At 41.6% G+C, this 12,919-nt stretch carries 13 protein-coding genes, 1 tRNA gene and 1 riboswitch; of the genes, 7 read left to right on the top strand and 7 right to left on the bottom strand.

Annotated elements, in window-relative coordinates:
* Positions 1 to 79 precede the first annotated feature (79 nt).
* The 3 genes from BUA96_RS04920 to BUA96_RS04930 all read left to right on the top strand — a co-directional run bounded on the left by BUA96_RS04920 (position 80) and on the right by BUA96_RS04930 (position 3,840).
* Positions 80 to 1,678, top strand: coding sequence for a hypothetical protein (locus BUA96_RS04920; protein WP_072981010.1), 1,599 nt, complete (start codon positions 80 to 82; stop codon positions 1,676 to 1,678).
* 61 nt (positions 1,679 to 1,739) lie between these two features.
* Positions 1,740 to 3,431 (top strand): single-stranded-DNA-specific exonuclease RecJ, encoded by a 1,692-nt coding sequence (recJ, locus tag BUA96_RS04925; protein ID WP_072981011.1) that lies wholly within the window; start codon positions 1,740 to 1,742, stop codon positions 3,429 to 3,431.
* Between the two features lie 61 nt (positions 3,432 to 3,492).
* On the top strand, positions 3,493 to 3,840 hold the full coding sequence (locus BUA96_RS04930; protein ID WP_072981012.1) for a hypothetical protein: 348 nt from the start codon (positions 3,493 to 3,495) through the stop codon (positions 3,838 to 3,840).
* Here BUA96_RS04930 and BUA96_RS04935 read toward each other — a convergent pair.
* Together BUA96_RS04935 and BUA96_RS04940 are read right to left on the bottom strand one after the other, a co-directional pair.
* Positions 3,837 to 4,616 (bottom strand): UDP-2,3-diacylglucosamine diphosphatase, encoded by a 780-nt coding sequence (locus BUA96_RS04935; RefSeq protein ID WP_084673059.1) that lies wholly within the window; start codon positions 4,614 to 4,616, stop codon positions 3,837 to 3,839. The two genes, BUA96_RS04930 and BUA96_RS04935, sit on opposite strands and share 4 nt — an antisense overlap.
* A gap of 27 nt (positions 4,617 to 4,643) precedes the next feature.
* Positions 4,644 to 5,096: a 6-pyruvoyl trahydropterin synthase family protein gene (locus tag BUA96_RS04940; RefSeq protein WP_072981013.1), complete on the bottom strand. Its 453-nt coding sequence runs from the start codon at positions 5,094 to 5,096 to the stop codon at positions 4,644 to 4,646.
* 247 nt (positions 5,097 to 5,343) lie between these two features.
* Here BUA96_RS04940 and BUA96_RS04945 point away from each other — a divergent pair, with 247 nt between their 5' ends.
* The gene (locus tag BUA96_RS04945; protein ID WP_072981014.1) at positions 5,344 to 5,991 is read left to right on the top strand and encodes a 2OG-Fe(II) oxygenase; all 648 of its coding nucleotides are present in this window, start codon (positions 5,344 to 5,346) and stop codon (positions 5,989 to 5,991) included.
* A gap of 4 nt (positions 5,992 to 5,995) precedes the next feature.
* On the opposite strand, the gene BUA96_RS04950 is transcribed toward BUA96_RS04945, so the two are convergent.
* Positions 5,996 to 7,330 (bottom strand): MATE family efflux transporter, encoded by a 1,335-nt coding sequence (locus BUA96_RS04950; RefSeq protein WP_072981015.1) that lies wholly within the window; start codon positions 7,328 to 7,330, stop codon positions 5,996 to 5,998.
* A 43-nt stretch (positions 7,331 to 7,373) separates the two neighbouring features.
* Positions 7,374 to 7,877, bottom strand: a complete 504-nt coding sequence (locus BUA96_RS04955) for a GNAT family N-acetyltransferase (RefSeq protein ID WP_072981016.1) — start codon at positions 7,875 to 7,877, stop codon at positions 7,374 to 7,376.
* Between the two features lie 192 nt (positions 7,878 to 8,069).
* On the opposite strand from BUA96_RS04955, the gene BUA96_RS04960 reads away from it, so the two are divergent.
* From BUA96_RS04960 to BUA96_RS04970, 3 genes are all read left to right on the top strand, one after another.
* The gene (locus BUA96_RS04960) at positions 8,070 to 8,309 is read left to right on the top strand and encodes a GIY-YIG nuclease family protein (protein WP_072981017.1); all 240 of its coding nucleotides are present in this window, start codon (positions 8,070 to 8,072) and stop codon (positions 8,307 to 8,309) included.
* A tRNA-Ala gene (locus tag BUA96_RS04965) sits at positions 8,300 to 8,373 on the top strand. The genes BUA96_RS04960 and BUA96_RS04965 overlap by 10 nt, the downstream gene beginning before the upstream one ends.
* Before the next feature lie 117 nt (positions 8,374 to 8,490).
* Complete coding sequence (locus BUA96_RS04970; protein WP_072981018.1) at positions 8,491 to 8,844, top strand: hypothetical protein; 354 nt, start codon at positions 8,491 to 8,493, stop codon at positions 8,842 to 8,844.
* Here the strand turns inward: BUA96_RS04970 and BUA96_RS04975 are convergent.
* From BUA96_RS04975 to BUA96_RS04985, 3 genes are all read right to left on the bottom strand, one after another.
* Complete coding sequence (locus tag BUA96_RS04975; protein WP_072981019.1) at positions 8,841 to 10,151, bottom strand: voltage-gated chloride channel family protein; 1,311 nt, start codon at positions 10,149 to 10,151, stop codon at positions 8,841 to 8,843. The two genes, BUA96_RS04970 and BUA96_RS04975, sit on opposite strands and share 4 nt — an antisense overlap.
* A 46-nt stretch (positions 10,152 to 10,197) precedes the next feature.
* Positions 10,198 to 10,262, bottom strand: a riboswitch (Fluoride riboswitch).
* A gap of 81 nt (positions 10,263 to 10,343) precedes the next feature.
* On the bottom strand, positions 10,344 to 10,733 hold the full coding sequence (locus BUA96_RS04980) for a hypothetical protein (RefSeq protein WP_072981020.1): 390 nt from the start codon (positions 10,731 to 10,733) through the stop codon (positions 10,344 to 10,346).
* A gap of 124 nt (positions 10,734 to 10,857) precedes the next feature.
* Entirely contained in the window at positions 10,858 to 12,801 is a 1,944-nt protein-coding gene (locus BUA96_RS04985) for a M1 family metallopeptidase (protein WP_084673060.1), read from the bottom strand.
* Positions 12,802 to 12,919: the final 118 nt, after the last annotated feature.

Raw genomic sequence — 12,919 nt, forward strand, 5'->3', positions numbered from 1 at the left:
GGTTTACAATTTACCTGATCTTGACCAAAAATAAAAGGGGTTATTTGTAACTTGGCGCAACTCTCATTAATCTGGCACTATGCATATAAAATTACTCGTAAGCTTTTTGTTTTTTTCTGTTTTGAGTTTTGCTCAAGGAGTAGCTTTTAAAAAAGTAAATGAATTTTACTTAAAAGGCGATACACGAGTTATAGGCAATACTATTTTAGGCGATCATCCTACCCGTGCTTATGTGCGTCCTAAGGGCTTAAACGATCGTACAGAAATGGTGTATGTTGACGTAGATAAAAATGCTGCCACCTTTAGTTCCAGTAGTGCCACGCTTACAATGCCTAAAGATGCCACTATTAAATATGCCGGGCTTTACTGGGTGGCTACGTATCCCGGAGAGCGCGGTAAACAACGTGTGCGCAATGACCGTGTTGAATATAAACTCAATAAAAAACGAAGTAAACCTTTTGACCTTGTAAAACTACAGCTGCCCAACAGCAAAACCTACCATAGCATTCAAGGGGAAGTCTTATACGATGGGATGCGGGATGAAGTTATCGAACTACAGAATGCCGCGCCTTATGTGTGTTACAGCGAAATTACATCACTTTTAAAATCTCAAAAAGCTTCGTCAGGCACGTACACTCTTGCAAATGTGACTGCATTGGAAGGCTATATGTACGGCGGAAGTTCTGCCGGATGGATGCTGTATATTATTTATGAAGATGCGCAAGCACCTTTGCAGTATTTTACGGGGTATCATGGGTTTAGTTTTATCAATCCGAATAATTCACAGGAGATAGACTTTAATAATTTTAGAGTAGTCGAAAGCGGTGCCGTAAAAACCTCGATCATGCTGGCGGCTTTAGAAGGTGATCTGGTATTGCCCGGAGATGCGGTTTCAATTTTTAGCGAACAAGAAAACGAATATGTAGCGCTTCAGAGCCGGGTGCGTTATGCCAATAACTTTTTTAACAGCAGTATCACGGTCAAAGACAAAAAGTATGTAAACAGAACTCCTAAGAGCTCCAACACGTTAGGCTTTGATCTGGCTAAAGTGGATATTCCGAATGAAAACAATGCGTTGATTGCTAACGATGCAACCCAAGTAAAACTTCAGTTCAAAACAGAATCAGACCGATTGTTTGTGTTTTTTAATGCTTTTCAAACCGAAATAAGCCCTGCTTATTATCAGCGCGTGGTTGTAGAAGGGAAAGCTGATAGTATTCCATCAAAAATGCCGGTGGAAATTCCGCAGACCAAACAAGATATAGTAGAAGAACCTCTTCCTCAAACCGAAAGTCCTTCGGAAACCGAAGATGATGTACAACAGTACGGTAAAGACGGGGAACCCATACCGTCTAAGTCTTTGAGCACTATTAAAAATAGTACAAGATCTCAGGTGTTGCAAGATATGCTGGCTTCAAAACCTTTAACCGTACCGGGAATGGATCAAGGTTATTACATCGTAAATCACGTTTTTGCGCAAGGTGATAATGCATTGCGTTGGCAAGATAAGATGAAATTAAGAGGTCTTACGCCCGTCAGGTTTGTAAATCCGGCAAACAACTATCACTACATTTATATTGATTACAGTACCGATCCTGATGCCTTATACGAGCGATTGGTTGATTTTAGAAAATTGAATGATTTTGAAGATGCTTGGATTATAAAAGTAAATTTGTAATCAAATAGTTGTTGGTTGAGACCAACGAGAATACGAATCCCGCTTAAAACTTGTTGCAGCAATGCGATGGACACTCAAACCTATTCCCGAAACCGAAAAAATCAATGCTTTTGCAAAGCAACTGTCGATTCCTGAGAAAATCGCGCAGCTTTTAATTCAGCGCGGAATAGACACATATGACAAAGCCAAAGCGTTTTTCAGACCTTCGCTTGATGATTTGCACGATCCGTTTTTGATGAAAGATATGGATAAGGCCGTTGCTCGACTTAATCTTGCAATTGCTCAAAATGAAAATATTTTGGTTTACGGGGATTATGATGTAGACGGGACAACAAGTGTTGCGCTGATGAGTAGTTATCTCCAGACGTTGCACCCACAAGTGGCGACCTACATTCCAGATCGCTATGCCGAGGGTTACGGTGTTTCTTATACGGGTATTGATTATGCGCACGACAATGATATTACGCTCATTGTTGCGCTCGACTGTGGTGTAAAAGCGATCGAAAAAATAGCTTATGCTAAAAAACTCGGGATCGATTTTATTATTTGTGATCACCACCGCCCCGGTGCTGAAATCCCGGAGGCTGTTGCGGTTTTAGACCCAAAACGAGAGGATTGCGATTATCCGTACAAAGAGCTTTGCGGTTGCGGTGTGGGTTTTAAATTGATTCAAGCAATGGAACAGGAGAAAGGGCTTCCGGTAAAAACCTTGGTACCTTATCTGGATCTTGTGGCAACCGCAATAGGTGCTGATATTGTGCCCATTACCGGCGAAAACCGAGTGTTGGCATTTTACGGTCTTGACGTGATCAATACGCTGCCACGTACCGGAATTCAGGCTTTGATCGAAAATGTGAATAAAGACGAACTCACCATTACCGATGTTGTTTTTATCATCGCACCACGCATCAACGCTGCCGGGAGAATCAAACATGGTTTACACGCAGTAGAGTTACTTACAGAACAAGATTATGAGCGTGCTCAAGAAATGGCTTCAGGGATCGAAGGTTTTAACGCAGAGCGGAAAGATCTTGACAAAGTAATTACACAAGAAGCCTTATTGCAGATCGAAACGAATAAGGAAGAAAACCGAAAAACCACCGTGGTTTTTCAAGAGAATTGGCATAAAGGAGTCATTGGTATTGTAGCTTCCAGACTAACCGAAACCTATTACCGGCCAACCTTAGTATTCACGAAAAGCGGCGAAAAATTAGCCGCGAGCGCACGTTCAGTAAAAGGTTTTGATGTGTATGATGCTTTAGAGCAATGTAGCGAGCATATAGAGCAGTTTGGTGGGCATAAATATGCTGCCGGACTTACTCTTGCCGAACATCAATATGAGGGTTTTAAAAATAAATTTGAGGAGGTTGTGGGCAGTTCTATAGATGAGCGCTTGCTTATTCCTGAAATTACTATTGATGCGGAGCTAGAACTTGATGACATCACTCTAAAATTTTACCGTATTCTTCGGCAATTTGCGCCGTATGGCCCGGGAAATATGACACCGGTGTTTATGAGTAAAAACCTTACCGATACCGGTTTTGGTAAATGCGTAGGCGCAGATGAAACGCATTTAAAGTGTAGCGTAAAGCAAAATGACAGTCAGACTATTGGCGCCATAGGTTTTGGGTTAGGTTCCAAATGTGATTTAATTCAGCATAGAAAGCCATTTAAAGCTGCTTATTCTTTAGATATCAACGAATGGAATGGCACTAAGAGTATTCAGTTGAAGCTTCGGGATCTACAAGAATAATTAGCATTCTATTTAGATTTGTTCTAAATAACTTTAGTATATTTGTTTCAAACCTTAGGTTATGAAGCATATTGATATCATTTACCGCAACGATAGTGGCATTTCCTTCTACTGGAAAACTTCAAAATATAGCAGTATTAAAGCGCAGGTCGTTTTTAGGGATATGGGTTTTTATTTCTCACTAGATCAGCTTAAAGAATTTGCACATTTAACTCAAGATACTTTAGCGCAATACACCTGTAAAGACTGTCCTGCTCCAAGAGAATGTCGTTCCTTATTGCTCAAAACTCCGTCTCCGGATGTAGATTTAGCGGTAAGTCGTGATGAGGTTTATGAGATTCAAGATCTTTTAGATCAGACCATTTTAAGAATGGAAATGCATTTCTTTATGCAAACGGCTTTAAACTAAATGCTGTATTCTTTCAGCTGAAAAGAGCTCCCATCAAAAACGCCATAAGTGTAATGTGAGATCCAATCGCCTAGATTGTAGTAGGTTGATTGAGGACCTACCTGGATTTCCATAGGCAAATGCCGATGACCAAAAATGAAGTAATCGTAATGTGCGCTTTCTAATTTCCGCTTTGCGTATGCAGCCAACCATTCATTTTCTTCACCAAGGAAATTTTGATCGTCTTCTCCGCTGATCAACTTATTTTTTACGGACAGATGCTGCGCGACCCGCACTCCAATATCAGGATGCACCCAACGAAACAACCACTGAAAGAACGGCGAAGTAAACACTTTTTTCATTCGTTTGTAGCCCTTGTCTCCAGGGCCCAGACCGTCGCCGTGGCCTATAAAAAAGCGCTTGTTATTCAGATTAAAAATGCGTGGCTCGTGAAAAACAGGAATGTCGAGTTCGGTCTTAAAATAATCCTTCATCCACAAATCGTGATTACCCACAAAAAAATAGATCGGGATACCCTTATCGCGAAGTTGTGCCAGTTTGCCTAGCACACGTACAAAGCCTTTAGGAACCACGGTTTTATATTCAAACCAAAAGTCAAACAGATCGCCCAATAGAAAAATCGCTGCAGCATCCGTCTCGATTGCGCTTAACCAAGCGATAAACTTTTTCTCGCGGGGTTTACTCGCTTCAGCAGTGGGTGCGCCCAAATGGTTATCACTTGAGAAATACACCTTTTTCCCTTCAGGAATATTTATTTGTACTATGGGTTGACTCATAATAGAGGGTGAAAGCCGTGCAATTATTTATGCGTTATCAGCGGCATACCATTCGGCAAAACTGGTATCGGTCTCTTGTAATTTCAGTGAAAATAATGTGATGTTTTCCGGAAGGTGTTTCTTTATTTTTTCAGCAAAATCAATCACCATCATCTCGCTGGTGGGTTGATAATCAACTAACAACACATTGTGTCCACGGTCTGAAAGCTCTTTGGCCAGCTCAACGTGCGGCGTATTTTTATTAAAAACCGTGGCGTGGTCAAACACATCTACGATCTCACTTTTCACAATTTTTTTTAGGTCACCAAAGTCGATCACCATCCCAAACTTCACATTGTTGTTGTCTGAAATAGGCGTCCCAATCACTGTTACCGAAAGCTTATAACTGTGCCCGTGCACATTGCGACACTTACCGTCGTAGCCGTAAAGCGCGTGACCGGTTTCAAAAGAAAACTGTTTGGTGATGCGTATGTTGCTCATAATTACTTTTTAAATTTTCTAACCAAAACCACTACTATGAGCGCAATCGCAAAGATCAAGTATATGCCGGTTCCGCTTAAAAACTGTAAAATATCCATAAATGATATGATTAATTAGGCAAAAGTAACAAAGTCTAAGCGCCGTACCTAGAAAATAATCAAGGGCTTGAAAATTGCGAATTTCGCAATGTTTTTTGTGCGTTATTTGCGCGCAATTCTCGATCTCATTTTTGAGGATTTTGACGCCTATGAACACGCAGCTTTTTGAGCAGGTAGATTTTATTGAAAACCCAGCCTACGAGCAGGTAATCACAGATTTACTAGAATGTAATTATGCTATTGTTGATGACTTTTTTTCTTCGGAAGAAATTGACGAATTAAGACAATCGCTAAAGGAAGTTTACGAGGCAGACAGTTTTAAAAAGGCAGCCATTGGCAACAAGTTTAATGAAGAGACCGATAAGACCATTCGAGGAGACTTTATTAAATGGATCAATGAAGCCGAAGCGAGACCTAAAGAACGTCTGTTTTTTGAGAAGATCAATGATCTCGTTGCTTATCTAAACCGCACGTGTTTTTTAGGAATTCTTCAGACGGAATTTCACTATGCGATTTACCCCAAAGGTACTTTCTATAAAAGGCATCTGGATACCTTTCAAAATGACGATCGCCGTAAACTCTCGATGGTTTGTTATTTAAACGACGACAGTTGGGTGGCGAGCAATGGAGGCGAACTCACGATCTATTTACCTGAAGGAAACGGAGAACGTGCGCTTGATATTATTCCTAAACCCGGGCGCGTGGTGATTTTTGAAAGTCAAATTCTGGAGCACGAGGTAAAGCCGGTATTGGCTTCAGAGCGCTTGAGCATTACAGGCTGGTTAAAGACCCGATAGCTTTTTAAGCGACTTTTGGTTTAAAGCGTTTTCTGAATTTGAGAATCAGCGCGCCGCTTCGCACCATCATCCAAACGGAAAAGGCGATCCAGACCGCGTAGAGTTTCAGGCCAAAATAATCTCCTATAAAAATAGCGGGAACAAAGCCCAGAAATGTGGCGGCCATCAGCACGTTGCGCAGGTATTTCATTTCGCCCATTCCTTTAAAGATTCCGTCAAAAATAAAGGCGAGGGCGTTTAAAGGCTGCATAAGAATTACCACAAAAAACAGCGCTGTAAATCGTGCGATCACTTCGGGTTCTTTGCTGAAAATTAATCCGATAGGTTCATATAAAAAGGCGGAGATAAGCATCAATCCGCCGGCGATGATCAAGCTATATTTGCTCAGCTTTTTGCTCATTTCCCAAAGACTTGTGTAATCTTTAGCGCCTAGAAAACGGCCTGCAAGAATATTTCCGGCAGCGGCATATCCGTCAATAAAAAATGCCGAAAATAGCCAGATGTTGATCAAAATAGTTTGTGCCGCGATGTAGGAAGCGCCATAATCTGTGGCAAACGAATTGGCGAGATACAAGGCGAGATTTAAAGCGATGGTACGCACAAAAAGGTTGAGCGCCATACCCACGAGCCTCCATAATTCTGAATGAATTGGGAAGCGGAGTTTTAGGCTTACATCGGTTTTGATAAGCACAAGAATGAGTGATAAAACCGCCATTAACGCCTGTGCGCCTAGACTTGCATACGCAGCACCTTCAATCTGCATTGTGGGAATGTAGCCCTCGATTCCATAGACCAAAATAAAGTCAAGCAGAATATTTACGCCGGCTCCAATAAGCGCTACGACCATGGGCCAAAAGGTGTTTTGTAATCCTCTAAAAATGCCAAAAACAGCAAAGGTGAATAAGGTGAGTGGGAAGCCCCAAACCCGAATGGAATAATACTGCACGCAATAGTCGAGAATGAGTCCGGATGCGTTGTAAAGTGAAAAAATAGCTTCAATAAAGGGAAGTGTGGTGACCAAGATCACAATACTCAACAGGATATTGAAATAGATCGCCTGCGCCGGAAGTGTACTGATCTCGTCAATTTTATCAGCGCCATAATACTGGGCGATGATGGCTTGCAATGCGCTACGCGTTTGGCCTAAAATCCAAATAAGCGCTGACAAAAACGAACCCACAATACCCACAGCGGCGAGGACTTCCGTAGCATTATCGGGCACATTGCCCACCACAGCCGCATCTGTAGCAGAAAGTATAGGTTCTGCAATACCCGCCAATAATGCCGGAACAGCAAGACGGTTTATATTTTTAAAAGAAAGCGGATTGGTTGCGGTCATGAGTTTTAGCGTAAAGCGAAAATAAGATTTCTAAAGCCGGTATTTACAGCACGAGTTCGTAGCAGTAAAACGGAAATTCACTTTGCTTAGGAAAATAGACCGGGTCAAGCTTTTGATAACCCCGTTTAGTATAAAAAATATTGTTCCTCTCATTTTTACTGAAGGTGTCTAGCCTAACGGAAGCAAAACCATGCTCTCGAGCATAATCTTCTGCAAATTGCATCATTTGCTGTGCGATTCCCTGACCTTGCGCTTCAGGATGAACCGCCAGCCGATGAATGTAGATACAGCGGGCGTCAGCAGGCGTCAGCCAGGTAATTTCCTCATAAATCTCATCTTTCAAAGTGGAAACTACAACAGTACCCAGAATACGCTCTTGCTGCGTGTAGATGTAAAGTTCGTTGCGTTTAATATCTTCCTCAAAAGCTGCGCGCGACGGGTAGTGTTCATTCCATTGGTAAATACCATTGGCGATCATTGCTTTTGCACAGGCGGCAGTAACTTGTAAGATTTCATCAACATCTGCAGAAGTAGCGGGTCGTATCATTTAGGGAGGTTTTTTGCAAAAATGAGGCATTTACGCTGAATGTAAAAAGCATCAGCAGCAAAAATGATAATTGGAATGTTTATTAAGGAATTTGGTTATATTTACGCCCTCCAAATGGGGATGTAGCTCAGTTGGCTCCCCGCCCGAACGTACCTTTTCGGTTCGGGCGGGGAGTGCAAGACTGTATGTAGAATGTATTTTGTATATATTTTAGAGAGTTTAAGCTCTGGAAGAAAGTATGTAGGTTTTACCCAAAATTTAGATGCTAGACTTTTAGAACACAATAGAGGAAATGTAACTTCCACTAAGCCTTTCCGGCCTTGGAAGAGAATTTACTCTGAAGAGCAACCAACCCAAATAGAGGCACGCACGCGTGAGAAATACTTAAAGAGCGCTGCCGGAAGGCGTTGGCGCAAAAAAATGGGGATGTAGCTCAGTTGGCTAGAGTGCTTGACTGGCAGTCAAGAGGTCGTGGGTTCGAATCCCATCTTCTCCACAAAAGAAAACCTGAAGCAGTTCTGCTTCAGGTTTTTGATTTTATACGATGTTGATTTACTTTGCGTTATACATTTTGAGCTGGTATTAGCAGCTCGTAAACTAACCTACACGCAAGATGAACCCCAAACCCGTATTAATTTCCATATTAATTTACTTACCCTCAGTGTTGCTCGCTGTTTTTTATGTTCCAACGGCGCTTGACAAATTGCTTGATCCTAATCAAACAGGGAAAATTGTACAAAGCAGTGCGGTGATGCTTACCGCAGGAGTTTTTATTCTTACGGGGCTTACCTTATTCTATTATCATAAAACAATGCTGTGGGGCGTAACGATGCTTTCGCTTTATATGCTTCCGGTTATTGGCATTCACCTGTATAAAGGTAAACCCGCCGAAGTATTAATGCTTATTCTAATGAGTACGCTATTTGCGGCATACCTTAGAAAGCCGGAAGTGTTTGCGAAGAATTAAAGCTCTTTATTTGCTCTTTTCTCGCTGATTTCAGAAAGCAAACTGCCTTTTTCGCTATCGTAGTTCTTGTTCTTAGGGCTTCCGATGATTTGCGCAGCATAAACTCCTGAATGACCAGAAAAGAGGTAAGCCGTGCTACACGCGATGGCGATAAACACGCCAGATTCAATCCCAAAAAGTTCGATACCCATAATGGTGCATGCAATCGGTGTGTTGGTCGCGCCGGCAAAAACAGCAACGAAGCCCATACCTGCGAGAAGATCCATCGGTAAGGGAATAAACCAGATCAATGCATTTCCTAAAGTTGCACCAATGTAGAACAAGGGAGTTACCTCGCCACCTTTAAAACCAGCTCCAAGCGTAAATGATGTGAACAATACTTTGACTAGAAAATCATATTTGTTCATCGCTTCGCTAAACGAATCCACAATGGTGGGAACTCCAAGACCTATGTATTTTGTGGTGCCTATTAAATACACTGCAATGACGATCACAACACCTCCAATAAAAGGTCTTAGCGGCGGATACTTAATATATTTTTTGAATTGCGAACTCCAAAAATGTGTGCTTTTTGAGAACAGCATACTCACCAAACCGAAAATAATTCCGGCGAGAAGCGCCCATAATAGATTGGCCGGGTTCATTTCGGCAATTGAATTGATATGATAATGCGTGTGACCCACATTCCAGGCTTGGCAGAAATAATCGGAAAGCACGGCGGCAAGAAAACTCGGTACGATAGCATCTAGCCGAATTCTTCCAAGAATAAGTACTTCCAGAGCAAAAATCCCTCCGGCGAGCGGTGTTCCAAAAACCGAAGCAAAACCGGCACTTATCCCGGCGATGAGTAGAATTTTTCGGTCTTGATTATTCAGCTTAAAAATTTTGGTAAACTGATCGGCCACTGCGCCACCTATTTGTACTGCGGTACCTTCACGACCGGCCGAACCTCCAAAAAGATGCGTAGCGATGGTGCCAAATAGTACTAATGGCGCCATTTTAAACGGAATCACTTTTTTAGGCGTATGAAATTCTTCCAGCAACAGGTTATTTCCTTTTACGACGCTGTTTCCATAGAGATGATAAGAAAGACCAACAAGGAAACCGCCAATAGGAAGCAACGCAATAATCCATAAATGTGCTTCTCGATAATTGGTCGCCCATTCTAAACTGAGGAGAAAAAATGCTGAAATACTGCCTGCAATCGCCCCGATCAAGGTGCAGATAATAATCCATTTAAAAAGATAAACCAGAGAAGGAATTTGCTCGATTGAAGTGAGTGAGCGCTTGAATTTGTCTAAGTTCATACTGCCGTATATAAATGATTCTACTTTGACCTCGCGTTTGCGGGCCGGTTAAGTAGAAGTCATCAGCTTGCTAAGAAGCGGTTTGAGGCAGACCTCATTGCCTGTGATTGAAGCAACAAAGATAAAATAAATCTTTAAAGCGCTTTATGAAAACAGCTTTTACTGAATAATCAAGATTTAAAAGCTTCGATTCTATTTATTCTGGTCAAATAAGGCTTTTACGTGCGGCTTGTTGATCTCAATAATTGAAAAGATTCCCAGAAGAATTCCTAAAATACCGGTAAGGCAATTGAGAATGGCAACAATAAGCACAAAGGTATAATTACGTGCTTCACCAATGTATTTAGCGCCCATAAGGGTTACAATCCCAAAAATTAAACTCACGACAAAGCCTATTCCGCAAATGATGCCGAAAAAGGTAGACATATCAAAAGGCGTCTCGGCATTTTGGTTTACTTCAGTAAAAATAAAATTCATAAAGAAGCCATAACCTATAAAGAAAACTGCACCTAGAAGGTTGAAGATGCCTTTTATGATGTAAAGTATGCGGTAGGTGTTAAGGTTGTTGGTTTGAGTTTCCATAATTTGATTGATGTTGATGATTTAAACTATAGGTAGGTAAAAACGAAAATTGTTACACTTCTTGTAATCGCATAAAAAACCCCGAAGGTTTAAGCCTTCGGGGTTTTACTTTTAAAAATTAAACTTAGTTTTGATACTGTGCTACCGGCCAACTGTCGTTAGAGAAGTTGACATCTGGAAGCATTTTGCTAGGGTCAATAACTACTTTAGAAACCTCCTTATTTGTTTCCAAAAGATAGTTCCAGTCGTTACCTCTTTGCCAGATCTCAACAGGAAGTTCTACCATTTGAGTAGTATCATCAGCAAAAGTAACTTGCATTTTTACCGGCATTGGGATATCACCATTGTTTGAAAGGCTAATCACATAATTACCTTGATATTGACGCACGCTATTTACCGCTAAATCAATATTACCGGTTCCATAGAACCAACCTTTAAAGAACCAAGCTAGGTTTTCACCGGCCACATTTTCCATATGATTGAAGAAATCACGTGGTTGTGGATGCTTGTATGCCCAAGTTTTAATGTAAGATTTAAAGGCGTTGTCAAAGCGCTCCGGTCCTAAAATATACTCGCGCAGCATAAATAAACCTTGTGCTGGTTTTGCATAAGCGATCATCCCTAAGTTTCTTAAGTTAGTTACATCAGGATAGGTGTCAATCCCTTCACGATTAGGATTTGTATACCAACCTAGCGCATTTCGGGTTTGATTGAGGTTAGAAGGATATTCGCCGTTATTAAATTTGTTTGAGCTGTAGTGATTGATGAACGTATTGAAACCTTCGTCCATCCAAGCATAGCGGCGCTCGTTTGTACCAACGATCATCGGGAACCAGTTGTGACCAAATTCGTGATCGGTTACTCCCCATAATCCGGCTCCGGTAGACTTCCAACTACAAAAACTAAGACCGGGATATTCCATTCCGCCGATGTCTGCAGCAACATTTACAGCTACAGGATAAGGGTATTCAAACCACATCTCAGAGTTGTTTTCAATCGAATGTTTGGTGTATTCTGTAGAACGTGCCCAAGCGCCTTGACCATCACTTTCAATAGGGTAAACTGATTGTGCCAACGCTTTCTTTCCGCTAGGTAAGTTGATTTTTGCTGCATCCCAAATAAAGGCTTTAGAAGAAGCAAAAGCAACATCGCGGGTGTTTTCCATTTTAAAATGCCACGTGAGTGTACCGCTTTGTTTTGCTCTCAACGACATATCGTCGAGTTCGTCTGCTTTTACCAGCATCACCGTCTCGTCGCTGTTTTTTGCTTTTTCCATACGATCGCGAAGTGTTGCTGAAAGTACGTCTCTTTCATTTTGCAAAGCGCCGGAAGCAACTACGATGTGATTGTAAGGAGCAGTGATTTTAAAATCATAATCTCCATAATCGAGATAGAATTCACCGGCACCTAGATACGGCTCGATATTCCATCCTTCAATATCGTCAAGAACTGCCGCGCGTGGAAACCACTGCGCCAAGGCATAGATGGTACCGTTTTCAGTTTCCAGACGGCCCATACGGTCCATTCCTTTCACCGGAATTTTATAGGTAAAGTTCATAGAAACGGTCGCCTTACCACCATCTGCCGGAATGGGTTCGTCAAAAAAGACCTGCATACGCGTGTCTGTAATGATATGTTTTGATGAAGAACTGCGTTTTACTTTAGCCTCTAGATTGGTGATGGTGTATCCGCCATCTACATCCCCATTGTAACGATTGCCGTTAATAGGAGTGGTAAGCGTTCCGCGAGAATCTGCTGTAAAGCGATTTTGCTCTAGATGCATCCAGATGAAATCAAGCTCCTGAGGACTGTTGTTGGTATATTCTAAAGTGAGCTTCCCGGTGATCGTGTGCGCTTGATCATCAAGCGTAGCTTCGATTTTATAATCGGTTTCATTTTGCCAATAGTCTTCTCCCGGTTTACCGGTAGCTGTGCGGAATTCATTTCCGTTGTGATCTAAAAATTCATCAAAAAGCGATTGATTGCTTTGCACTTCTTGCGCGTTGATTCCTGCATATCCGCCAATTATGAGAAGGGCCGCAGCGATTTTGTTTTTCATTTTATTCATTAACTAAAAGGTTTTACTTTAATTGTTAGATCCATTCAATTTATAGCGGTTTTGGAGCTCTACTCAGACGATTCGTTGCAAGTATTGCCGGTAGTTGAACTTTAAAAAAGTTATCCCA

This window comes from Leeuwenhoekiella palythoae, from assembly GCF_900130045.1.
GTDB lineage: Bacteria > Bacteroidota > Bacteroidia > Flavobacteriales > Flavobacteriaceae > Leeuwenhoekiella > Leeuwenhoekiella palythoae.

Bases quoted from the DNA above. Each gene is read 5' to 3' on its own strand.
- BUA96_RS04920 (WP_072981010.1), top strand. From the start codon at position 80: ATGCATATAAAATTACTCGTAAGCTTTTTGTTTTTTTCTGTTTTGAGT.
- recJ (WP_072981011.1), top strand. From the start codon at position 1,740: ATGCGATGGACACTCAAACCTATTCCCGAAACCGAAAAAATCAATGCT.
- BUA96_RS04930 (WP_072981012.1), top strand. From the start codon at position 3,493: ATGAAGCATATTGATATCATTTACCGCAACGATAGTGGCATTTCCTTC.
- BUA96_RS04935 (WP_084673059.1), bottom strand. From the start codon at position 4,616: ATGAGTCAACCCATAGTACAAATAAATATTCCTGAAGGGAAAAAGGTG.
- BUA96_RS04940 (WP_072981013.1), bottom strand. From the start codon at position 5,096: ATGAGCAACATACGCATCACCAAACAGTTTTCTTTTGAAACCGGTCAC.
- BUA96_RS04945 (WP_072981014.1), top strand. From the start codon at position 5,344: ATGAACACGCAGCTTTTTGAGCAGGTAGATTTTATTGAAAACCCAGCC.
- BUA96_RS04950 (WP_072981015.1), bottom strand. From the start codon at position 7,330: ATGACCGCAACCAATCCGCTTTCTTTTAAAAATATAAACCGTCTTGCT.
- BUA96_RS04955 (WP_072981016.1), bottom strand. From the start codon at position 7,877: ATGATACGACCCGCTACTTCTGCAGATGTTGATGAAATCTTACAAGTT.
- BUA96_RS04960 (WP_072981017.1), top strand. From the start codon at position 8,070: ATGTATTTTGTATATATTTTAGAGAGTTTAAGCTCTGGAAGAAAGTAT.
- BUA96_RS04970 (WP_072981018.1), top strand. From the start codon at position 8,491: ATGAACCCCAAACCCGTATTAATTTCCATATTAATTTACTTACCCTCA.
- BUA96_RS04975 (WP_072981019.1), bottom strand. From the start codon at position 10,151: ATGAACTTAGACAAATTCAAGCGCTCACTCACTTCAATCGAGCAAATT.
- BUA96_RS04980 (WP_072981020.1), bottom strand. From the start codon at position 10,733: ATGGAAACTCAAACCAACAACCTTAACACCTACCGCATACTTTACATC.
- BUA96_RS04985 (WP_084673060.1), bottom strand. From the start codon at position 12,801: ATGAATAAAATGAAAAACAAAATCGCTGCGGCCCTTCTCATAATTGGC.